Genomic DNA, 21777 nt, shown 5'->3' with positions numbered 1-21777 from the left:
GCGAAGCGGCGGCGGCTCCGCAGAGCCGCCGCCTTCGCGATCAGGCCACGCCCGCCGGCTCGCGCTCGACCTCCGGGTCGCGCGAGGGCAAGTGGGCCTGCCCCGCACGGTGGCCGGTGCCCTCGGGCCCCGACACCATGTCCTCGTGACCCAGCGACGGCAGCCACTCCAGCCACCGCGGCAGGTACCAGTTCCAGTCGCCGAGCAGCTTCATCGACGCGGGCAGCAGCACCGCCCGGACGATCGTCGCGTCGACCAGGATCGCCGTCGCCAGCCCGACGCCCATCATCTTGAAGTCGAGGTAGCTCAGCGTCGCGAAGATCGCGAACACCGCCACCATGACGATCGCCGCGCTGGTCACGGTCCCGGCGGTCGTCCGGATGCCCTGCGCGACCGCGTCCTCGGTCGTGGCACCACGGTCGAACGCCTCGCGGATCCGGCTGAGGATGAACACGTGGTAGTCCATCGACAACCCGAACAGGATCACGAACAGGAACATCGGCAGCCAGGACGTGATCGACCCGGTGGACTTGAAGCCCAGCAGCTTCTCGCCGTGCCCCTCCTGGAAGACCCAGGTCAGCACGCCGTACGCCGCACCGACGCTCAGCAGGTTCAGGATGATGGCCTTGATCGGGATCACGATCGACCGGAACGTCATCAGCAGCAGGATGAAGGCCAGCGACAGCACGAACCCGAAGACGATCGGCCAGCGCGACTTCATGAGGTCGTTGAAGTCCTTGGACCCCGCCGTCGTGCCCGTCACGTACGCCTTGACGCCGGCGCGATCCGCGAACTTCGGGACCACGTCGTCGCGCAGCGTCGCCAGGGCCCGGTTCGACGCCTGGTTGTTGCCGTCGCCCACGATCGGCAGGTCGATCTGCATCACGTGATGGTCCTTGCTGACCGTCACGTCGATCGGCTGCTTGACGTCGCCGCTCGCCAGCGCGTCCCGCTTCAGCGAGGCGACGGCGCGCGTGATCTTCTCCGACCGCACGTCCCTGGCCTTGAGCACGACCGTCGCCGGGATCTGGCCGCCCGGGAACGCCGTCTGCATCTTGTCGTACACCTTCATCACCGGCAGGTCCCGCGGGATCGCCGAGACGCCGCTGTCGGCCGTGTGCATCCTCAGCACCGGCGACGCCATCACCAGCAGCAGCGCGACCGCGCCGACGACGCTGACGACCGGATGGCGCAGGACCGGATTCAGCACCAGGTTCCACCCACGCCCGCCGGTGTCGACGTTGCGGTCACGCGACCGCGCCATGCGCTTGCCGACGAACGGGATCCGCCCGCGCTCCAGCGCCCGGCCGGAACCGCTCAGCAGCGCCGGGATCACGGTCACGGAGCCGATCATCGCGACGAAGACCACCAACATCGCGCCGATGCCCAGCGCGGTGAACGTGGAGTCGCCCGCCAGCAGCATGCCGGCCATCGCGAAGATCACCGTGACGCCGCTGATCAGCACGGCACGACCCGACGTCGCCGCCGCGATCGCCACCGCGTCCTTGGGCGAGGCGCCCCGCGCCTTCTCCTCCCGCTCTCGCCGCAGGTAGAAGAGCGAGTAGTCGACGCCGACCGCCAACCCCACCAACAACACCACTTCGTTGATGAAGTCGTTGAGGCCTACAACATGCGAGATCGGCCCCAGCAGCCCGATCGTCCCGACGACCGCGGTGATGCCCAGCAGCAGCGGGACGCCCGCCGCGACCAGCGCGCCGAACGTCAGCACCAGGATGATCAGCGTCACCGGGATCGACAGCATCCCGGCCTTGGCGAAGTCGTCGCCGAACGCCTTCGACAGCGCCTTGTCGGCCGACGCGTCGCCGAACTGCCCGACGAACACGCCCGGATGGGCGGCGGCCGCGGCCTTCACGCCGTCCTCGACGGCGTCGACGCGCTTGTCGGCCAGGTCGCTGTCACCGTTGATCTTGAACTGCACGAGCGCGCTGCGCCCGTCCGGCGAGATCTGCCCGTCGGCCCCGGCGGCGTACGGCGACCTCACCGACACCACGCCCGGCTTGCCCGACACGCCGCGCTCGACCGCCGCGACCGTCGCCCGGAACTCCGGGTCCGACGCCTTCATCTTGCCCTTGCCTTGAACGAGCACGGTCTCGGACGCCTGGTCCGGGTACGCGTCGTTGACGATCTTGTCGCCCTTGGCGGAGTCGCCGTGCTGGGATCCGTCGTCGCTGGGCGTGACGGTCCCGACCGCGGTGCCGATCGCCAGCGCGGCGAAGACGAACGCGAGCCATCCGGCGATGGCGGCGAACCGGTGCCGCGTGGACCAGCGGCCGATCCGCGCAGCCAGGGCCGGGGAAGTGGCCGCGACGCCCGCCCCTTGGCGTGGGCGGCGGGGTTCGGCGCCCGTGGGGGCGGGTGCCGGACCAGCAGGAGTTGGAGGAGGAGAGGAGGTCATGTCCGCAGCATCGCTCCGTGGTCCTCTCACCGCCATGTGGGCGACTGGCGTCCGGCTGTGGGGGAATCCCCACCCGTAAGGGTTCGTTGGGGATCGACCCTGACAGCGTCCGCCCAGGACCTGAAATCCGCTGAATCGGCGCTAATCTCGGCCGATCACCCCGGTACCGCCCATGGATCCGCACACCGAGCTCGCCAACGGAGCAACGCACGCCAACGGCCACCCGCCGCGCGCCGGCGCGATGGACCCCGGCCGCGTCGAGGTCCGCGACACGACGCCGTTCGTCGAGCGCACGCCCGTGCGCTCCGCGTTCCCGCCGATCGCCGACTACGGTTACCTCAGCGACTGCCACACCGGCGCGCTGGTGGCGCCCGACGGCACGATCGAGTGGCTCTGCCCGCCCCGCTTCGACGCGCCGTCGGTCTTCGGCGCGATCCTCGACCGCTCCGCCGGCGGCTTCCGGCTCGGCCCGTCCGCGATGGGCGTCCCGGCCGGCCGCCGCTACGAGCCGGGCACGATGATCCTCGAGACCACGTGGATGACCCCCACCGGTTGGGTGGTCGTCCGCGACGCGCTGGTGATCGGCCCCTGGCGCGAGCGCGCTCAGGGCTCGGCGACCGCGCACACGCGCCCGCCGACCGACTACGAGGCCCACCACGTGCTCGTGCGGACGATCACGTGCATCCACGGCCAGGCGCAGATCGAGCTGCTGTGTGAGCCGATGTTCGACTACGGCCGCGTGCCCGCCACGTGGTCGACGGTCCCGAACGACACCTATGCCTTCGACGCGACCGACGGCGGCCGCACGCTGCGGTTGATGTCGGACCTGAACGTCGGCATCGAGGGCGGCCTGGCGCGTGCGCGCCATCGTCTCGAGAAGGGCGAGACGCGGTTCTGCGCGCTGTCCTGGTCGCGCCTGCTCGACGGTCCCCGGACCGCGGAGGAGGCGACCAACGCGCTGCAGGACACGAGCGAGTACTGGCGCGGCTGGCTGGCCGACGCCGACTTCCCCGACCACCGCTGGCGCAACCACCTGGAGCGCAGCGCGCTCACGTTGAAGGGGTTGACCTACGCGCCGACCGGCGCGCTCGTGGCAGCACCGACGACTTCCCTCCCGGAGACCCCGGGCGGTGTCCGCAACTGGGACTACCGCTACACGTGGATGCGCGACGCGACGTTCACGCTGAGTGGCCTCCACTCGCTCGGCCTCAACTGGGAGGCCGACGACTTCATCCAGTTCGTCGCCGACCTCGGCCGCAACGAGGACGGCGCGCTGCAGATCATGTACGGGATCGGCGGCGAGCGCGTGCTCGAGGAGGAGACGCTCGACCACCTCACCGGCTACGAGGGCGCCAGGCCGGTCCGGATCGGCAACGACGCCTACCGCCAGCGCCAGAACGACGTCTTCGGCGCCGTGCTCGACTCCTTGTGGTTGCACGCCAAGGAGTACGGCCACAACAGCGCGCGCCTGTGGCCGGTCATCCACGACCAGGTCGAGCAGGCGATCGCCTCCTGGCGCGAGCCCGACCAGGGCATCTGGGAATCGCGCGGCGAGCCTCAGCACTACGTGTCGAGCAAGTTGATGTGCTGGGTCGCGCTCGACCGCGGCGCGCGGCTGGCGTCACGCCGCGGCAAGGACGACCTCGCCGACCGCTGGCGCCGCGTCGCCAACGAGATCCACGCCGAGATCCTCGCGCGCGGCGTCGACGAGAAGGGCCGGTTCACCCAGTACTACGGGTCGTCGAACCTCGACGCGTCGCTGCTGCTGATCCCGCTCGTGCGCTTCCTCCCCCACGACGACGCGCGCGTGCGCGACACCGTCATGGCGATCAGCGAGGAGCTGACCGAGTCCGGGCTGGTCCTGCGCTACCGGACCGAGGAGACCGACGACGGCCTCACCGGCGAGGAGGGCACGTTCCTGATCTGCTCGTTCTGGCTGGTCAGCGCGCTGCTGGAGATCGGCGAGCGCAAGGCCGGAAGGCAGCTGTGCGAACGGCTGCTCTCCCTGGCCTCGTCGCTCGACCTCTACGCCGAGGAGCTGGAGGCGTCGACCGGACGCCACCTCGGCAACTTCCCTCAGGCCTTCACGCACCTGGCGCTGATCAACGCGGTCATGCACGTGATCCGCGACGAGCAGCAGAACCCGGAGTGAATCGGGGATTCGCCCAGTGGGGCGAACACCACTAGGCGACCCCCTGATGTGAGCCCGGCGGCGGCGCCCCAGGATGCCGTCCCATGCTCCCCGACACCAAGCACATCCTCCCCAAGCTCGCCGTCACCGGCCTCGTCGCCGCCGCCTTCGCGGGCAGCGCCGCGGGCGCCGCGTCGGCCGACTCCATCGCCTACATCAAGGGCGGTGACGTGTGGTTGACGACGACCGACGCCGGCCGCCAGTTCCAGGTCACCGGGACCGGCGACTACGTCGGCGTCTCGCAGGCCGACGACGGCACGATCCTCGCGACGACCAAGGAGAGCAGCTTCGAGCGGCTCGACCGCTTCGGCACCGTCCTCTCCTCGATCCGCACGCCGGTCAGCACGCCGCTCAACGGCAGCTCGACCGTGTTCGACGGCCCCTACGACGCCGACATCTCGCCCGACGGCAGGACCGTCGGCTACTCGTTCATGAAGTTCGGCCTGTACCAGTACCCGGACGGCACGAGGGATGCCGACATGTACGACGGCCACGCGTTCACGAAGTCCGACGCGCTGACCGGCTTCACCGACACAGGGTACAAGTACGCCCGCAGCTGGACGGCTCCGGAGTTCCTGGACAACAACACCGTGTTGGTGTCCAACGGCCCGGGCTACCCGAGCACGCCGTTCGCGATCGAGACCGTCGGCTCCGGCGACCCGCGCAGCTGGTTCGCCGACGGCGACAACATGCACCCGATGGAGGCGACGATCTCCCGCAACCGCCGGTTCATCGCGGCGGTCGTCGGGACCGGGCGCCTGGGCCTGTCGGTCTACCGGATCGGCGACGGCAGGATCGAGAACGCGACGATCAACAAGTGCATGACCTACTCCGATCAGCCCAACCAGGGCTACGCCTACAACTCGCCGACGCTCAGCGGTGACGGCAGGGTCCTGGCGTGGGGCTCGGGCAAGGGCCTGGACATCGCCCCGCTCGGCGACGGGTCCACGACCTGCCCGGACCCGCAGAACGGCGGCGAGCTCCTGCCCGGCGCCTCGCAGCCGGACTGGGGCCCCGCGGACGTCCCGTCCTCGCGCCCGGCGAGTGAGCCGCTGCGCGTCCCGGCCGGCAGCGGCGGTGGCGCCCCGGCGCCCGCTCCGGCGCCCGCGCCCGCGCCCGCTCCGGCCCCGGCGCCCGGCCCCGCGAAGGTGACGCCCAGGCCGGGCGCGCCGGCCTCCGGCCTCTCGAACGCGGGCGGCGCGAGCGACGACGACGGCGTCGAGCTCGGCGTCCACGTCGCGGCCGTGAAGCTGGGCGCCGCGCTGCGCAAGGGCCTGACGGTCGCGATCACGCCGCCCAAGGGCGGCACCGTGACGGTCACCGCGAGCAAGGGCACCAAGAAGCTCGGGTCCGGCCACGCGACCGCCAAGGCCGGCAGGCCCGCCACGGTCCGGATCCGCTTCACCGCCGCCGCGCGCCATGCGCTCGCGCACAGCAAGCGCGCGACGCTGACCCTGACGATCCAGGCGCCGGGCGTTCCGACGACCCGCGCCGCGGTGACGATCAAGCGCTAGGCGTTGCTTCCGGCCGCAAGCGCGTCCGGGGCCTTCGGGCTCCGGGCGCGCTCCGGCTCGGGCAGCGAGACCGCGCTCGCCAGCGCCAGCAGCGCGAAGACCGGCAGGATCGCCATCGTGGTCGAGAGCGAGGTCGCGTCGGCCAGCGCGCCGAGGCCGGCGGCGATCAGGCCGCCGATGCCGATCGCCAGGCCGAGCGTCACGCCGGAGGCGAGGCCGTGGCGGCCGGGCAGGTACTCCTGGCCCAGGACGACGGTCGTCGAGAACGGGCCGTCGATCGCGAGCCCGACCAGCGCGACGACCAAGATGAAGGGGACGATGCCGACGTGCGGCAACACCAACAACAGCACGGCCAGCGGCGCCATCGCGGTGACCAGCACGCTGCGCCGGCCGAAGCGGTCCGCGCAGCGGCCGCCGATCAGCGTCCCGAGCGCGCCGAAGACCAGCATGACCGCGAGGATCGCGTCGCCGCCGCCGGTCGTCCCGCCGAGGTGGTGGATCACCCACACCGGGATGAACGCCTGCAGCGCGAAGAACGCCGCGGTCCGCGACACCGCCGCGGTCACCAGCCGCGTGAACGGCCACCACGCCGCGGGCGGCGGCCCGGCGGCTCTGCTAGCGGCGCCCGCGGCCCGCGGCGCCGCCGGCCCCTCGGCCGCCGCGAGCGACGGCAGGCGCCGCGCGGTGACGATCGCCAGCACCAGGCCCGGGATCGCCAGCAGCGGCGTGGCATGCAACCCCGCGAGCCCGACGATCGGCGCGGCCAGCAGCGGCCCGAGCGCGAACCCGAGGTTCCCGCCGACCGAGAAGTAGGACATGCCCGTCGCGCGCTCATCACCGCTCGCCGCGCCGGCCAGCCGCGCGCCCTCCGGGTGGAACGCCGCCACGCCGAGCCCGGACACGAACAGCGCCAGCGCGAGCAGGATGTAGGAGTCGCACCACCCCACCGCGCCGAGCCCGATCCCCGCGAGCGCCAGCCCGCCCGGCAGCAGCAGCGGCGTCGCCAGCCGGTCCGCCCACAGGCCGAACAGCGGCTGCACGATCGAGGAGCCGATCGTCGCCGCGGTCAGCAGCGCGGTCGCCGAGCCGAGGCTCATCCCCCGCGCCGCGATCAGGAACGGCAGCAGCGCGGGCACCGCGCCCTGCGACAGGTCGACCGCGCCGTGGCCGGCGCTCAGCGTCGCGAGCTTGCGCTTGTCCATCATCTCGCTTCAGCCCCCGCCCCCGGCAGCCCGTCGACGACCAGCGCGACGACCGCCTCACGGGCGCGCTGCGCCGGCCAGCGGTGGCCGGTGCGCAGGTGGCGATACGTGTGGCCGGTCGCGTTGAAGATCAGCGTCGCGGTCTCGGCCGGGTCCTCGACCACGCCGATCGACCCGTCCTCCATCCCGGTCTCCAGCAGCCGCCGCAGCGTCGCGGTGAACGGCTCGCGCGTCAGGACCGCGCCGTCGCCCTCCTCGTGGAAGACGGGCTCCAAGGCGGTGGACAACGCCGCGAAAACGCCGAGGTACTTCTCGTCGATCAGGCAGATCGACGCCAGCGCGCCGCGCAGGCGGTCGCGCGCGGTGCCGCCGCCGGCCAGCGCGGGCAGCGCCATGTCGCGGAACTCCTGCTCCAGCAGCTGGGCGAGCGCGACCAAGACCTCCTCCTTGCCGACGCCGTGGCGGTGCAGCGTCATCCGCGACACGCCGACCGCGTTGGCGATCTCGGCGACCGTGAGCTCGCGCCAGTCCCGGTGGCCGAGCGCGTCGCGCAGGTTCGCGAGGCGGTCCGGGTCCAGGAGCGGCGACGAGGCGGCGGGCATGGGACGGCACCGTATCAGCCTGTTACGTCCATGTCACATCAGTGCGGAAGACCACGTCGCCGCGCCAACCGGCCACGGACCCGGACATCGTGTGTAACGCTTGCGCACCCGGGCATGACGGGGGCAACCATGACGGTCACCGAAGCGACGACAACGCTGCTGGAGGACCTCGCCGCCGTCCGGCGCCGCACGCTGGACCTCGTGGCGCATCTCGACGTCGCCGACCTCGAGCGCCAGATCGCGCCGATCATGAGCCCGCTGGTCTGGGACCTCGGCCACATCGCGGCCTACGAGGACCTCTGGCTCGTGCACCGCCACGCGGACGCCGACCTCCTGCGCCCCGACCTCGCCGCGCTCTACGACGCGTTCGAGACCCCGCGCGCGGTCCGCGGCGACCTCGAGATCCTGGACTACACCAACGCATTGGCCTACATGTCGGCCGTGCGCGCCCGGACCGAGGACGCGCTGCTCTCCCACGGCGTGGATCCCGTGATCCACGAGATGGTCCTGCAGCACGAGCTCCAGCACACCGAGACGATGCGCCAGGCGATGATGATCGCCGGCCTGCTGCCGCCCGGCGAGCCGTCGCTGCGCGCGCTCCCGGACGCCCACCGCGACGACTGGCTGCGCGTCCCCGCCGGGACCTACGCTCTCGGCGCGCCGGACGATCGGTTCTCCTACGACAACGAGCGGCCACTGCACGACGTCGACCTTCCCGGCTTCCAGATCAGTCAGCGACCGGTCACCAACGGAACGTGGATGCGCTTCGTCGAAGGCGGCGGCTACGTCCGCCGCGAGTGGTGGTCGGCCGAGGGTTGGGCGTGGAAGGAGGAGTACGACATCACGCACCACGCGAGCGTGACGGACGGGCACCCTGACGCGCCCGCCTGTCACATCTCCTGGTTCGAGGCGGAGGCCATGGCCAGGTGGCGCGGAGCACGGCTCCCCACCGAGGCCGAATGGGAGAAGGCCGCCGACCGCCTCGACGGCGTCGGGCTCGTGTGGGAGTGGACCGCCTCGCAGTTCCGCGGCTACCCCGGCTTCTCGGCACACCCGTACCGCGAGTACTCCGAGGTCTTCTTCGGCGACAAGTACCGCGTCCTCCGTGGCGGGTCCTGGGCGACGCACCCGCGCGTCGCGACCCGCACCTTCCGCAACTGGGACCTCCCGGAGCGCCGGCAGATCTTCGCCGGCGTCCGGCTCGTCCGCGACCTCGACCACCCCGAGCACGAGGCATCATGACCCCTCCCCAGACGGTGTCCCCGACCACCCACGACCGCGTGATCGTCGAGTCCTTCCTCGGCGACGGCGAGCACCGCACGCTGGCCGACGACGTCCTCGACGGGCTCACGCGCCCGTTCAAGGAGCTGCCGCCCAAGCACTTCTACGACGCGCACGGCGCGGACCTGTTCGACAGGATCTGCGAGCTGCCGGAGTACTACCCGACGCGCTGCGAGCGCGCGATCCTCGAGCAGCGCTCCGCCGAGATCGTCGAGCGCACGGGCGCGGCCGAGCTGGTCGAGCTGGGCTCGGGCACGGCGGCCAAGACGCGGCTGCTGCTCTCGGCGATGCACGAGGCCGGGACGCTGAACCGCTACGTGCCGATCGACGTCACCGAGGGGATGGTCCGGGACAGCGCTGCGCGGCTGGTCGAGGAGTTCGACGGCCTGCGCGTGCACGGGATCGTCGGCGACTTCGAGCGCCACCTCGGCCGCGTCCCGGAGCCGGTCGACGGCCGCCCGCGAATCGTCGCGTTCCTGGGCGGGACGATCGGCAACTTCACGCCGGGCTCGCGGCGGCGCTTCCTGCGTGGGCTCTCGCAGCTGCTCGGCCCGGACGACTTCCTGCTGCTCGGGACCGACCTCGTCAAGGACCCGGCGGTCCTGGAGGCGGCCTACGACGACAGCGCCGGCGTGACCGCCGCGTTCAACCGCAACGTCCTGACGGTGCTCAACCGCGAGCTCGACGCCGACTTCGCGGTCGACGCCTACGAGCACGTCGCGTTCTTCGACCGCGACCGCGAGTGGATCGAGATGCGCCTGCGCGCGCAGCGCCCGCAGCGGGTCACGGTCGGCAAGCTCGGGCTGCGGCTGACGTTCGCCGCGGGCGAGGAGCTGCGGACCGAGATCAGCGCGAAGTTCACGCCCGAGCGGATCAGCGGCGACCTCGCCGCGGCGGGCATGGAGCTGGTCGAGACCTTGACCGATCAGGATGGGCTGTTCGCGTTGACACTGGCGCGCATCAGAGCCGCCTGAGGTCACTGAACGAACGGGGAGCAAACCTCCCCTTCCCAACCCGAAGCTCTTCTTCTAGGCTGTTCGTCATCGGACCGGTCCGAGGCGGCGCACAGGCACGGATGACCTGACAGTCAGCGCCGCGGCCGGCGGAGAAGGCAACCGAACCTGGATGCAGCAGCGGCTCTTGCAGAGCGTCGAGCGGCTTGCGCGCCTTGCGCAGCGCGATGCCGGCCTGCCCGCGATCCAGCGTGCGCTGGGCGAGGAGCTCGTGCGCGTGGTCGGGGTCGACCAGGCGCACGTGATCGTCCTCAGCGGCGGGCATCCGGCCTACGGCGTCGTGGTCTCGGACCTGGACGGCGCGGCGGGCGGCGCGTCGGCGTCCAGCGAGTACGTGCTCAGGCGCGAGGACGGGACCGACGCGCTGCGCTGGGTCGCCGACGCCGGGCAGGCGGTGACGATCCCGGACGCGCGCGTCGCGGGCACGCTGCCGCTGCAGCTGGTCAAGACCTATGGGTTGAGGACCGCGGCGGTGCTGCCGCTGCATGCCGGAGACACGGTCCGGGCGGTGGTCCTGCTCGGCTCGCGCTCGGAGGCGCGCGCGTGGGACGCGGCCGAGCTGCATGCCGCAAGCGCCCTGAGCGATCTGGCGGGCACCGCGATCGCGCTGCGCGACGCGCGGCTGGCGGCGGCGATCGACCCGCTGACGGGCTGCCTGAACCACGGCGCGATGCGCGAGCGGCTGGCCGAGGAGATCGCGCGCGCCCGGCGCCAGGGGACGCCGCTGGCGGTGACGATCCTCGACCTCGACGACTTCAAGCACGTCAACGACACCTACGGCCACCCCACCGGCGACGCGCTGCTGCGCCACGTGGCCGAGGCGCTGCGGGCCGAGTACCGCTCGTTCGACCAGGTCGCGCGCTACGGCGGCGACGAGTTCGTGGTGATCCTGCCCAACGTGAAGGGGCCGCGGGCCGACATCGCGGCGGCACGCGCGCTGCGCGTCCTGCGCGAGATCCACATCACGCGGCCGGACGGCGGCGTCGAAGGGATCACGGTGTCCTGCGGCGTCGCGGAGTGGGTCGAGCCCGAGGGCCCGGCCGAGCTGCTCGAACGCGCCGACCAGGCGCTGCGCGGGTCGAAGGCGGCGGGCAAGGACGGCCTGGTCCGCGCGCCCACGCCTTTGCCATGATGTGCAAGTGAAGATGCTCCAGCGTTCAAGCGCCCTCGCAACACTGATCGCCCTCGCGGTGATCCCGGCGGGGGCGGCCCAGGCCGACACCAGCGGCACCGACATCGTCGGCTACGTCAACGCGCAGCGCGCCGCGAACGGCATCCCGGCGGGGATCACGGAGGACACCGCGGCGTCGGCGGCGTGCGCGTCGTGGCTTGCCTCCGGCGAGGAGGGCACGCGCCCGGCCGGCGTGTGGAGCTGGTCCGACGTCACCGAACAGGGACCGTGGACGGCGACCAACGACCCGTTCAAGAACCACCCGGACGAGCTGCAGCTCGTCCTCGCGCCGCGGCTGGCGAGCTTTGGCGCCGCGACGGCCCGCGGCGTAGGCTGCGCCACGTTCAACGCTCCCGGCAGCGGCGCCGCGCCTGCGCACGATGTGACCTACACCTACCCCGGCGATGGAACGCAGGACGTGCGGACCGCGCAGCCACGCGACGGCGAGATGCCGCCACAGCGCTCGTTCGACGAGACCGGGCCGGTGCTCTTCGCCTTCTTCGACGGCCCGGACCTCGACCCAGCGAGCCCCTCGGCGACGCAGGTCACCGATGCGTCCCTCACCGGGCCGGGCGGGGCGCCGGTCGCGTTCGCCGCGTCCCCGACCACGCCGTCCCCGACTTCGGCCGCCGAGGTGCGGCTCGTCCCGCGCGCCGCGCTTGCGCCGTTCACGACCTACCACGCGTCGGTGACCGCCGATGTGACGCCGCCCGGCGGCGGCGCGGCGCGATCGTTCACGAAGGCGTGGAGCTTCACGACGGGCGGGCGCGAGAACCAGATCGCGTTCCGGACGTACTCCGACCTCGACGCGAACATCCACCCCACGGGGACCTGGGTCCTGGGCGTCGGCAGCCGGGCGCCGCAGGTGACGATGACGGCGACCCAGGGCGACAGGACGATCACGCAGAGCGCGACGTCGCCGGACTACTGGACCGGCACGACGTTCACCGTGCCGCTGGCGCGCGGGTTCTGGCACGTGTGCTTCACCTCGGGCGGTGACGGTACGGACTACCGTCCGGCGTCGGCGTGCGAGGACATCAACTCGTTCGGCGCGCTAACGCCGGCGCCGACGCCGCAGGGCGTCCCGGTGCTCGTGAAGGGCGCCTCGCCGAAGCCGGCGGCGACCAAGTTGGGGTTGTCGATCGGCTCGAGCGTGAAGGCGAAGTGGCGCGGCCGCACGTTGAGCGTGCCGGTGAGGTGCTCGGCGGCGTGCACGTTGAAGGTCGCCGGCAGCCTGCGGCTGGACAACCGCAAGAATGTCGCGTTGCCGTCGTCGAGCGCGGTTCGCAAGAGCGCCGGGACAGTGACGATCAAGTACACCATGTCGAAGTCGGCCCTCGCGCGGCTACAGCTGGCGAAGGTCCGCAAGCTGCGGCTGAGGATCACGCCGAAGGGCGGGAAGCCGTTCCACGCGGTGCTCCTGATCGCCCGCGCGAAGTAGGGTCCGCGGCATGGAGATCAACGGAAGCGGGGCGCTCGTCGTCGGTGGGGCGTCGGGTCTGGGCGAGGCGACCGCGCGGCGGCTGGCCGAGGCGGGCGCGGCGGTCACGATCGCCGATGTGAACGCGGAGCGCGGCGAGGCGCTGGCGAGCGAGATCGGCGCCCGGTTCGTCGCGGTCGACGTGCGCGAGGAGGACCAGGTCGCGGCGGCGGTCGACGCCGCGGCCGAGGCCGACGGCGGCCTGCGGATCGCGATCACCTGCGCCGGGACCGGCTGGGCGCAGAAGACCGCGAACTCCAAGGGCCCGCACCCGCTCGAGCCGTTCCAGGTCATCATCGCCATCAACCTGATCGGGACGTTCAACGTCCTGCGCCTGGCCGCCGCGAAGATGATCGGCAACGAGCCCAACGCCGACGGCGAGCGCGGCGTGCTCGTCAACACCGCGTCGGTCGCCGCGTTCGACGGCCAGATCGGCCAGGTCGCCTACTCCGCGTCCAAGGGCGGCGTCGTCGGCATGACGCTGCCGGTCGCCCGCGACCTCGCGCAGTACGGGATCCGCGTCAACACGATCGCGCCCGGCCTGTTCGACACCCAGCTCCTGGCAGCCCTCCCGGAGGAGGCGCGCGAGTCGCTCGGCAGGACGATCCCGTTCCCGCCCCGCCTCGGCCGCCCCTCCGAGTACGCCCAGCTCGCCACCCAGATCGTCGAGAACCCCATGTTGAACGGCGAGACGATCCGTCTGGACGGCGCGATCCGCATGGCGCCGCGCTAGTCGCGGGCGTAGCATCGCGAGATGCTTCGCTCTCTGGTCCTCTCGCTTGCGGCGGCGGCCGTGCTCGCCGCACCCGCCGCCGCCGCGACATCCTCACCCACCTCGTCGTACGGCGGCGGCGGCGCGGCGCCCAGCCCCGGCGCCGCCGGCCTCGGCGACCGCCTGTTCCCGCAGCTCGGCAACGGCGGCTACGACGTCCAGCACTACGACGTCGACCTCCGCTACGCCACGCGCGCGCCGTCGCAGCCGATGCAGGGCACGGTCAACATCCTGGCCCGCGCCACGCAGGCGCTGTCGCGCTTCGACCTCGACTTCGCCGGGCAGTCGGTCGGCGCGATCGCCGTCAACGGCGTCCCGGCCAGCTGGCGCCGCGACGGCGAGGACCTCGTGATCACCCCGCGCCGCCCGCTGGCCAACGGCCTGCCGTTCATCGTGACCGTGTCGAACTTCACCGCGGTCCCGACGGTCGCCGACAGCTCGGACGAGAGCACCACCGCGTTCTTCTCGCACTCGGTCGGGTCGGCGACGGCGGGCCAGCCGAACTGGACGCACTCGTTCCTGCCCTCCAACGACCACCCGAGCGACAAGGCGACGTGGGACGTGCGCTTCGACGTCCCGGCCGGCGAGACCGCGGTCTCCAACGGGCTGCTCGTCGCGAGGTGGACCGCGGGCGGGCGCTCGCACTTCGCCTACGTGATGCGCCAGCCGATGGCGACCGAGCTGGTCCAGCTCGCGGTCGGCGACTACGACGTCACCGACAACGGCGTCCAGGCGGGCGTCCACCTCCGCGACGTCACGTCGAAGCCGATCACCGCCGAGGTGCAGCCGCTGCTCGATTCCGTCGGCGGGTCGCAGATGGCGTGGATGCAGCAGCGCGTCGGGCGCTACCCGTTCGACCTGTACGGGTCGCTCGTCGTGCAGGCCGACATCGGGTTCGCGCTGGAGTCCCAGACGCTCGAGTTGATGGACACGAGCTGGTTCGAGGACTTCGACCAGGGCACGTGGGAGCCGACGCTCCTGCACGAGCTCTCGCACATGTGGTTCGGTGACAGCGTCTCACCGGCGACGTGGAGCGACCTGTGGCTCAACGAGGGTCACGCGAGCTGGTACGAGTTCCTGTACGCCGAGGAGAAGGGCGAGCTGGCCGACGACACGACCGGCTACCCGGACGACGAGGGCTACGCGACGTTCGACGAGCTGATGAAGGCCGTCTACGCGCACGGCGACCAGTGGCGCGTCGACAGCGGCCCGGTCGCGCTGCCGAGCAGCAGCGACACGCTGTTCGACCTCCAGCGCTATCACGGCGGCGCGCTCGTGTTGTACGCCTTGCGCCAGCAGGTCGGGACGGCGGCGTTCCAGCGGATCGAGCGGACGTGGCTGCAGACCTACGCCGGGAGGTCCGCGAGCACCGACGACTTCATCGCGCTCGCGAGTCGCGTGTCCGGGCAGGACCTCGGTGGGTTCCTGCGCGCCTGGGTCTACGGGACGAGGACGCCGCCGATGCCGGGCCATCCGGACTGGACGGTCGACCCGGTGGTCGAGGACAACGCCGGCGCGGTCGCGCCGTTCGCGCTGACCCAGCCGGCGACGCCGGCACGGCCGCGGAAGTAGGCGCGCGGCGGGGGCTCAGCGCACGCTGAGCGTCTTCCTGGCGGTCGCCGTCCTCCCGGCGGCGACCGTCAGCGTCGCGCTGAGCGACCTGTGCCCGTGCAGCGCCGTGCGACCCGCGCGGGTCAAGGTGATGGTGATGGTCCTCGCGCGCGGCCTCGCCCTGCCGGAGGCGAGCGTCGTGCCGCGACGGGTCAGGCGGGCGGTCAGCGTCGTCGCCGACGGCGCGCCGGTGATCGTGATCCTCGCCTTGTTGTTGTGGAACGCGAGGGCGCGGGTGCCGATGCGGAGACGGGTGGCTCCCTGTGTCTCCGTCGTCGACGGTCCCGCGCCCTGCGCTCCACCGGCCGGTATCGGGCCGGCGGTCGTCGTGGAGACCGGGAAGGGGCTGCCGGGCGCGCCCGGCTGGATTGGCGCGCCGTTGCCGCTTCCCGTCCCGATCTGACCGCCGCCTGTGCTCCCGCCACCGGCCGGTCCGCCCGCGCCTGAGGCCGGCGCGATCACGAGCTCGTGCCGGGTCGCGGGCGACGTCTCGCCTCGGTCGTCCGTGTACGCCAAGGCCACCATGTAGGTCCCGGCGTTGGTGTAGGTGTGCGTCGGGGCGCTGCCCGACGCCTCGAACGTGCCGTTGCCGTCGAAGTCCCAGAGGTAGGACGCGATCGACCCGTCCGGATCCGTGAACGCGGTCGGCGCGAACGAGACCGCTTGGCCTGTCCTCGGCGCCGCGGGTCCCCACGTGAAGTCGGGGGTCGCCAGCTGGTCGCCGGAGACCAGGACCGAGCCGGTCATCGACGCGTGGATCTGGCAGTGGAACCGGTACAGGCCGGGCTGCGTGAAGGTGTAGCTGTTGGTCGTTCCCGACGCCTGCGTCGCGAAGTCGCCCCTGTTCCACACGAGCGGGTGGTTGGCGAAGGACCCGTTGAACGTGACGCTGTCGCCCGGGTCGACGTTGACGTCGCTCGGCGTGTAGGCGCCGGCCGCCGGGCCGGTCGGGAAGCCGACGGTCGCAGGCGCCGCGCCCGCCGTCCCGACGACGGCCAACCCGCTCGCCACGACCACGCTGGTGATCAGCACGATGTCCCTCACACGCCGCCAAGACACCGCGCGTGCGCGATCCTTCCCACATGACCCGGCACGAGATCCGGACCCGCGACGGGCACACGGTCGTTGCCTACGACGAGGGCGGGGGCGCCACCGCGCTGTTCTGGCACCACGGCTCGCCGCACACGGGCGCGCCGCTGCCACCGGTCGTCGCACTAGCGCACGAGCACGGCCTGCGCCACATCACCTACGCACGCCCCGCCTACGGCGGCTCCACGCCCCAGCCGGGCCGCACCGTCGCCGACGCGGCGGCCGACGTCACGGCGATCCTGGAAGCGTTCGGCGGGATCGAGTCCGTGGTGTTCGCCGGCGCCTCCGGCGGCGGCCCCCACGCGCTCGCGTGCGCCGCGCTCCTCGGCGAGCGCGTCCGCGCGACCCTCGTCGCCGCCTCTCCCGCACCCTTCGATGGCACACCGGAGTGGTTCGCCGGCATGCACTCGCCCGGCGCTCTGCGCGCCGCTTCTCGAGGTCCCGCCGCCCGCGCCGCCTTCACGGAGGACTTCGACCCCGAGGTGTTCACCACCCGCGACAGGGACGTCCTGCAGTCCACCTGGTCCGCCCTCGTCACCGACGCCACCGAGGCCAGCGAGTCCTACAACAACGGCCTCATCGCCGACCACCTCGCCTTCACCACCGACTGGGGATTCGACCCAACCACCATCACAACGCCCGTGACCATCCTCCAGGGCACCGACGACCGCATGATCCCCGCCCACCACGCCGAACGCCTCGCCACACTCCTCCCCACCGCAACTCTCCACCTCCACGCCGACGAAGGCCACGTCTCGATCCTCGACGCCCTCCCCGAGGCGCTCGCCACGCTGCTCGCGTGACCCACCGGCGCACCGGGTAGCGCCCAACACGTGCTACCGCTCACGGCTCCTCAGCCGCCGCCCGTCGTGGCCACCGCCGCCACGATCCGCCGCTCGCCGCGCGTCGAGCCCTTCCGCGGCATCGACGGGGTCCACATCGGGATGACCAAGGCCCAGGTCGCCAAGGCGCTCGGCGTCCCGGCGCCGCAGTCCCAGGACGTCTTCGACGACCGCTACGACGACATCGCGCTCGCGGTCCTCTACACGCACACCGACCCGATGCGCGTCTGGTCCATCGGCGTCCGTTGGCCGGAGGAGGGCCTGGACAGCCAGCTCGACCCCCACCCGATCCGCTACCGCGACCCGAAGACCGGCCTCACCATGCACCGCAGCACCCGCGCCGCGGTGCGCGCCGCCTATCACGGCAGGGTGTACTGCCGAACCGAGTACTGCGCCCCGCTCCCCCGCACCCGAGCAAACGCCGACGGCCGCTGCGCGGGCTACGCGATCGGCCTCGACTTCGGCGGCCACGTCGGCGGAACCTCACACGACCTCATCAACACCTTCACCATCACCCGCTGCGGCGCTTACCCCGACACGACGAACTGGCCGAAGCCGAAGCCCTAGCCGCCGCGGCCCGAGGCGGGTGACGGCAAAGAGCGAAGCGGTGACAGCGCCGCAGCGACCGGAATCGGTTGCCACGGCGCCCGCGCGACCGCAGCGACGGCCGCGGCCGGGAACGCTCGAAGCACCACCGCGACGAGCGCCGTGTGTGCCGAGCGGCCCGCGGTTAGAGGATCTTCTTGATCCCCGAGATCGCTGCGATGTTGCCGGCGACCAGGCCCGGGCGGAGGAAGGATGGAGGGGCCGGGATGCCCCTGAGGTCGATTGCCATCGTCCAGGTCAGGCGGGTGCGGGCGCCGCTGTCGAGCGGCTCCAGCAGGAAGTCCTCCGCCAGCCCGTTCAGCAACGGGCGGGTCTGCGCCACGACACGGAAGGTCGCTCGGACGCCTTCGTCCCAGCGGTAGAACTCCTCCTCGATCGTGTTGACCTTCAACAACCGCAACCGACGGACGGAGCCCACCCCGTGTGGGGTGAGCCACGTCACGCCGTCGATGATCGGCGCCCATGACCACATCGCGTCGGAGCCCAGCGCCTCCCACACCCGGGCGGGCGGCGCGTCCAGCTCCACGGGCGCCGGCACGACCACCGGTGCGTCGGTGAAGAACTGGTCATCAACAAGCTTCAACGTGTAGGCCATGAGCGTCGACTCCTATACCTAGTTCAGCCGCTCGACGATCAGGGCCTCGCCCTGACCCTGCGCGACGCACATCGTCTCGAGCCCGATCGTCTTGTCGAGCGTCTCGAGGTCGTTCAGCAGCGTCGTCATGATCCGGACGCCGGTCATGCCGAACGGGTGGCCGAGCGCGATCGCCCCGCCGTGCGGGTTCAGCGCGTCGAGGTCGATCCCGACCTCGGCGGCGATCGGCAGCACCTGCGCCGCGAACGCCTCGTTGAGCTCGGTGATGTCGATGTCGGAAGCGCTCATCCCGGCGCGGTCCAGCGCCTTCCTGATCGCCCCGATCGGCGCGACGCCCATGTACTCGGGCTCGTTGCCCCACGTCGCGGCCGTGATGACCCGCGCGCGCGGCCTCAGGCCGAGCTCGGCGGCCTTCTCGGCGCTCATGATCAGCGCGGCGGCCGCGCCGTCGTTCAGCGGGCAGGAGTTGCCGGCCGTGACCGTGCCGCCCGGCTTGAACGCCGGCTCCAGCGTCGCGAGCTTCTCGTAGGTCGACGAGGCACGCGGGCCGTCGTCCTTGGACACGACCGTGCCGTCGGCCAGCGTGACCGGGACGATCTCGCGGTCGAACACGCCCGCCTCCTGGGCGGCCACGGCGCGCTCCTGCGAGCGCTGGGCGTAGCGGTCCTGGTCCTCACGCGAGACGCCGTACTTCTCGGCGACGTTCTCGGCCGTCAGGCCCATCGCGATGTACGCGTTCGGCTGCCCCGGCTCCTTGCCCTGCAGCCTCTCGTTCTGGTCCTCCGGGTGCGCGGCCTCCTGCGCGGCGTTGTAGCGCGAGACGAACTCGACGCCGCCGGCGATGTAGATGTCACCCTGGCCCGCGACGACCGCGTTGGCGGCGTTGCGGATCGCGTCGAGGCCGGACGCGCAGTAGCGGTTGACGGTGGAGCCGTTGGTGGTCTGCGTGAGCTTGTCGCTCAGCAGGACCGCGATCCGGGCGATGTTGTTGGCCTGCAGGCCCTGCGGCAGACCGCAGCCGGCGATGAGCTCCTCGACGGAGGCAGGATCGACGTCCGGGTTGCGCTCCAGGAGCTGGTCGACCACGAACGCGAGGGTCTCGTCGGGGCGCAGCGAGGCGAGCGAGCCCTTGAAGGCTCGGCCAACGGGCGTCCGGACGGCGTCGACGATGACGGCTTCGGGCATTGAGATGGGTCCTCTCGGAGATGAAGCCCGGCGGTCGCACACCACGGGCAGGTTTATCCCCCGGCGGTCGCACACCACGGGGCCTACTTCACGAACTTCAGGATAGTGCTTCATAGCCCGATCGGGCTACGCCGCGGACCCTAGCGGACGCACGCGTTCAATAGCGCGGCGACGGCATCCTCCACGTCCGGATTCCCCCACCGCGCGTTCGCTGGCCGTCCGCATGGTCGCCCGCCGCCCCAGCGGTCATATTGGGAGGCGTGTTCTGGCGCATCGCCAAGCTTCCCCTCACCGCCCAGCCGTGGCTGGACCTGGCCTACGTCTCGATCGGCCTGGCGTCCGGCATCTTCGCGCTGACCTGGTTCTTCCTGGGCCCGGTCCTGTCGCTGTGCTTGATCATCACCTTGATCGGGATCCCCAAGCTCTACGGCGACGTCTGGGTGACGCGCTGGTGGGCCGACTTCGAGCGCATGCGCGGCGCGCTGGCCGGGATCCCCGTGCCGCGCTCGCGCCGCGTCTGGGCCGGCGACGGCTTCTTCAAGAAGCTGCGCTCAGCGCTCACCGACCCGATGACGTGGCGCGAGATGGTGTGGTTGCTGCTGTCGTTCGGGATCGGCACCGCCGCGTTCTGCGCGGGCGTGACCGGGTTCGCGGCGGGCCTCGGCTTCCTGACGCTGCCGCTGTGGGCGTGGTCGCTGCCGGCCGACGACGGCGTGCAGATCGGGATCTGGACGCTGCACCACGAGTGGCAGTACATCGCCTTCGCGGTCGTCCTCGGCCCGCCGGTCGCGGTGCTCGGCACGTGGATCGTCCGCGGCAGCGCGTGGGTGCAGGCCAAGATCATCCAGGTGTTGTTGGAGGACTCGGCCGAGGAGCGGATCGCCGAGCTGACCGTGTCCCGCGCCGGTGCGGTCGACGCCGCGGCCGGCGAGCTGCGCCGGATCGAGCGCGACCTGCACGACGGCGCGCAGGCGCGGCTGGTCGCCTTGGCGATGGAGATCGGGATGGCGCGTGAGCAGATCGAGCGCGACCCCGAGGCCGCCGCCGCGCTGCTGGCCGGCGCGCACGAGGACGCGAAGACCGCGCTGGCCGAGCTGCGCGACCTGGCGCGCGGGATCCACCCGGCGATCCTGACCGATCGCGGTCTCGACGCGGCGGTGTCCGCGCTGGCCGCGCGCTGCCCGGTGCCGTGCACGGTGGCGATCCACCTCGACCAGCGCCTGCCCGCCGCGGTCGAGAGCGCCGCGTACTTCACGGTCGCCGAGGCGCTGGCCAACGTCGCCAAGCACAGCGGCGCCTCGCGCTGCGAGATCGCCGGGACGATCGACTCAGGGTGGTTGGTCGTCGAGGTCCGCGACGACGGCCGCGGCGGCGTCGACGAGTCTGCCGGAACGGGGATCGCGGGCCTGAGGGGCCGAGTTGAAGCACTTGACGGAAGGCTGCGCGTGACCGACCGCAGCGCGCCCGATGCCGGACCGAGCGACCCCAACGGTCCCGGACACGGCACCATCCTGCACGTGGAGCTGCCATGCGGATCGTGATCGCCGAGGACCTGGTGCTGCTGCGCGACGGGCTCGTGCGCCTGCTCGAAGCACACCAACATGAGGTGGTCGCGGCCGTCGGCGACGGGCCGTCGCTGGTGCGCGCGGTCGACGAGCACCGCCCGGACATCGCGATCGTCGACGTCCGTCTGCCGCCGTCGCAGCGCGACGAGGGCCTGCGCGCCGCGCTGGAAGCGCGCGCGCTGGTCCCCGGCACGCCGGTCCTGGTGCTGTCCCAGTACGTCGAGGAGTCCTACGCCGCCGAGCTGCTGGCCGACGGCGCGGGCGCGGTCGGGTACCTGCTCAAGGACCGCGTCGCGGACCCGTCGGACTTCGTCGCCCAGGTCGCCCGCGTCGCCGCGGGCGGCACCGCCATCGACCAGGAAGTGGTCACGCAGTTGCTCGCCCGCCGCCGCGCCGACGACCCGCTGGAGGAGCTGACCCCGCGCGAGCGCGAGGTCATCGAGCTGATGGCCCAAGGCCTGTCGAACGCCGCCATCGCCCAGAGGCTCGTCGTCACCGACGGGGCCGTCGAGAAGCACGTCACGAACATCTTCGGCAAGTTGGGGTTGCACACCGCGGCGGGTGGGAACCTGCGCGTGCTCGCGGTCCTCGCGTGGCTGCGTGCGACGGATCCGACGGGCTAGTTGTAGCCCTTCGGCGGCG

Annotated in this window: 18 protein-coding genes; 12 read left to right on the top strand and 6 right to left on the bottom strand. The window is 72.0% G+C overall.

Going from position 1 to position 21777, the window contains the following annotated elements:
* Positions 1-40: 40 nt before the first annotated feature.
* Positions 41-2416 carry an MMPL family transporter gene (locus H030_RS31855; protein ID WP_081690788.1) on the bottom strand — a complete coding sequence of 792 codons (2376 nt, stop codon included), beginning with the start codon at positions 2414-2416 and terminating at the stop codon, positions 41-43.
* Between the two features lie 241 nt (positions 2417-2657).
* On the opposite strand from H030_RS31855, the gene H030_RS0113010 reads away from it, so the two are divergent.
* Complete coding sequence (locus tag H030_RS0113010) at positions 2658-4568, top strand: glycoside hydrolase family 15 protein (RefSeq protein ID WP_051223333.1); 1911 nt, start codon at positions 2658-2660, stop codon at positions 4566-4568.
* A gap of 83 nt (positions 4569-4651) precedes the next feature.
* Positions 4652-6121 carry a hypothetical protein gene (locus H030_RS0113005; RefSeq protein ID WP_027006421.1) on the top strand — a complete coding sequence of 490 codons (1470 nt, stop codon included), beginning with the start codon at positions 4652-4654 and terminating at the stop codon, positions 6119-6121.
* Here the strand turns inward: H030_RS0113005 and H030_RS31850 are convergent.
* On the bottom strand, positions 6118-7326 hold the full coding sequence (locus H030_RS31850) for an MFS transporter (protein ID WP_081690787.1): 1209 nt from the start codon (positions 7324-7326) through the stop codon (positions 6118-6120). The genes H030_RS0113005 and H030_RS31850 overlap by 4 nt on opposite strands.
* Positions 7323-7925 (bottom strand): TetR/AcrR family transcriptional regulator, encoded by a 603-nt coding sequence (locus H030_RS0112995; RefSeq protein WP_027006420.1) that lies wholly within the window; start codon positions 7923-7925, stop codon positions 7323-7325. Before H030_RS0112995 ends, H030_RS31850 begins: the two co-directional genes overlap by 4 nt.
* Before the next feature lie 129 nt (positions 7926-8054).
* On the opposite strand from H030_RS0112995, the gene H030_RS0112990 reads away from it, so the two are divergent.
* From H030_RS0112990 to H030_RS31840, 6 genes are all read left to right on the top strand, one after another.
* Complete coding sequence (locus H030_RS0112990; RefSeq protein WP_027006419.1) at positions 8055-9167, top strand: SUMF1/EgtB/PvdO family nonheme iron enzyme; 1113 nt, start codon at positions 8055-8057, stop codon at positions 9165-9167.
* Positions 9164-10180: an L-histidine N(alpha)-methyltransferase gene (gene egtD / locus H030_RS0112985; RefSeq protein WP_081690786.1), complete on the top strand. Its 1017-nt coding sequence runs from the start codon at positions 9164-9166 to the stop codon at positions 10178-10180. Before H030_RS0112990 ends, egtD begins: the two co-directional genes overlap by 4 nt.
* A 151-nt stretch (positions 10181-10331) precedes the next feature.
* Entirely contained in the window at positions 10332-11351 is a 1020-nt protein-coding gene (locus H030_RS37030) for a sensor domain-containing diguanylate cyclase (protein WP_051222582.1), read from the top strand.
* A 13-nt stretch (positions 11352-11364) separates the two neighbouring features.
* Positions 11365-12831, top strand: a complete 1467-nt coding sequence (locus tag H030_RS0112975) for an Ig-like domain-containing protein (RefSeq protein WP_155892029.1) — start codon at positions 11365-11367, stop codon at positions 12829-12831.
* 10 nt (positions 12832-12841) lie between these two features.
* Entirely contained in the window at positions 12842-13603 is a 762-nt protein-coding gene (locus tag H030_RS0112970) for a 3-hydroxyacyl-CoA dehydrogenase (RefSeq protein WP_027006416.1), read from the top strand.
* Positions 13604-13624: 21 nt separating this feature from the next.
* On the top strand, positions 13625-15214 hold the full coding sequence (locus tag H030_RS31840) for a M1 family metallopeptidase (protein WP_081690785.1): 1590 nt from the start codon (positions 13625-13627) through the stop codon (positions 15212-15214).
* A gap of 15 nt (positions 15215-15229) precedes the next feature.
* Here the strand turns inward: H030_RS31840 and H030_RS0112960 are convergent, their stop codons facing one another.
* Positions 15230-16285, bottom strand: coding sequence for a PKD domain-containing protein (locus H030_RS0112960; RefSeq protein ID WP_196809119.1), 1056 nt, complete (start codon positions 16283-16285; stop codon positions 15230-15232).
* A gap of 50 nt (positions 16286-16335) precedes the next feature.
* Between H030_RS0112960 and H030_RS0112955 the strand changes: the two genes are divergently transcribed.
* The gene (locus H030_RS0112955) at positions 16336-17145 is read left to right on the top strand and encodes an alpha/beta fold hydrolase (protein WP_027006414.1); all 810 of its coding nucleotides are present in this window, start codon (positions 16336-16338) and stop codon (positions 17143-17145) included.
* A gap of 66 nt (positions 17146-17211) precedes the next feature.
* Positions 17212-17751: a hypothetical protein gene (locus tag H030_RS0112950; protein ID WP_027006413.1), complete on the top strand. Its 540-nt coding sequence runs from the start codon at positions 17212-17214 to the stop codon at positions 17749-17751.
* 163 nt (positions 17752-17914) lie between these two features.
* Here H030_RS0112950 and H030_RS31835 read toward each other — a convergent pair whose 3' ends face one another.
* Together H030_RS31835 and H030_RS0112940 are read right to left on the bottom strand one after the other, a co-directional pair.
* Positions 17915-18385, bottom strand: a complete 471-nt coding sequence (locus H030_RS31835; protein ID WP_051222580.1) for an SRPBCC family protein — start codon at positions 18383-18385, stop codon at positions 17915-17917.
* Between the two features lie 18 nt (positions 18386-18403).
* The gene (locus H030_RS0112940) at positions 18404-19570 is read right to left on the bottom strand and encodes an acetyl-CoA C-acyltransferase (protein WP_027006412.1); all 1167 of its coding nucleotides are present in this window, start codon (positions 19568-19570) and stop codon (positions 18404-18406) included.
* Between the two features lie 260 nt (positions 19571-19830).
* On the opposite strand from H030_RS0112940, the gene H030_RS31830 reads away from it, so the two are divergent.
* Positions 19831-21111 (top strand): sensor histidine kinase, encoded by a 1281-nt coding sequence (locus H030_RS31830; protein WP_051222578.1) that lies wholly within the window; start codon positions 19831-19833, stop codon positions 21109-21111.
* Positions 21099-21758: a response regulator gene (locus H030_RS0112930; RefSeq protein ID WP_027006411.1), complete on the top strand. Its 660-nt coding sequence runs from the start codon at positions 21099-21101 to the stop codon at positions 21756-21758. Before H030_RS31830 ends, H030_RS0112930 begins: the two co-directional genes overlap by 13 nt.
* Positions 21759-21777 lie beyond the last annotated feature (19 nt).

This window comes from Conexibacter woesei Iso977N (assembly GCF_000424625.1).
GTDB classification, from domain to species: domain Bacteria; phylum Actinomycetota; class Thermoleophilia; order Solirubrobacterales; family Solirubrobacteraceae; genus Baekduia; species Baekduia woesei_A.
Note: the sequence above shows the minus strand (reverse complement) of the source record. Positions and strands in the feature narration are given on the sequence as shown.

Bases quoted from the DNA above. Each gene is read 5' to 3' on its own strand.
- H030_RS31855 (WP_081690788.1), bottom strand. From the start codon at position 2,416: ATGACCTCCTCTCCTCCTCCAACTCCTGCTGGTCCGGCACCCGCCCCC.
- H030_RS0113010 (WP_051223333.1), top strand. From the start codon at position 2,658: ATGGACCCCGGCCGCGTCGAGGTCCGCGACACGACGCCGTTCGTCGAG.
- H030_RS0113005 (WP_027006421.1), top strand. From the start codon at position 4,652: ATGCTCCCCGACACCAAGCACATCCTCCCCAAGCTCGCCGTCACCGGC.
- H030_RS31850 (WP_081690787.1), bottom strand. From the start codon at position 7,326: ATGATGGACAAGCGCAAGCTCGCGACGCTGAGCGCCGGCCACGGCGCG.
- H030_RS0112995 (WP_027006420.1), bottom strand. From the start codon at position 7,925: ATGCCCGCCGCCTCGTCGCCGCTCCTGGACCCGGACCGCCTCGCGAAC.
- H030_RS0112990 (WP_027006419.1), top strand. From the start codon at position 8,055: ATGACGGTCACCGAAGCGACGACAACGCTGCTGGAGGACCTCGCCGCC.
- egtD (WP_081690786.1), top strand. From the start codon at position 9,164: ATGACCCCTCCCCAGACGGTGTCCCCGACCACCCACGACCGCGTGATC.
- H030_RS37030 (WP_051222582.1), top strand. From the start codon at position 10,332: ATGCAGCAGCGGCTCTTGCAGAGCGTCGAGCGGCTTGCGCGCCTTGCG.
- H030_RS0112975 (WP_155892029.1), top strand. From the start codon at position 11,365: ATGCTCCAGCGTTCAAGCGCCCTCGCAACACTGATCGCCCTCGCGGTG.
- H030_RS0112970 (WP_027006416.1), top strand. From the start codon at position 12,842: ATGGAGATCAACGGAAGCGGGGCGCTCGTCGTCGGTGGGGCGTCGGGT.
- H030_RS31840 (WP_081690785.1), top strand. From the start codon at position 13,625: ATGCTTCGCTCTCTGGTCCTCTCGCTTGCGGCGGCGGCCGTGCTCGCC.
- H030_RS0112955 (WP_027006414.1), top strand. From the start codon at position 16,336: ATGACCCGGCACGAGATCCGGACCCGCGACGGGCACACGGTCGTTGCC.
- H030_RS31835 (WP_051222580.1), bottom strand. From the start codon at position 18,385: ATGGCCTACACGTTGAAGCTTGTTGATGACCAGTTCTTCACCGACGCA.
- H030_RS0112940 (WP_027006412.1), bottom strand. From the start codon at position 19,570: ATGCCCGAAGCCGTCATCGTCGACGCCGTCCGGACGCCCGTTGGCCGA.
- H030_RS0112930 (WP_027006411.1), top strand. From the start codon at position 21,099: ATGCGGATCGTGATCGCCGAGGACCTGGTGCTGCTGCGCGACGGGCTC.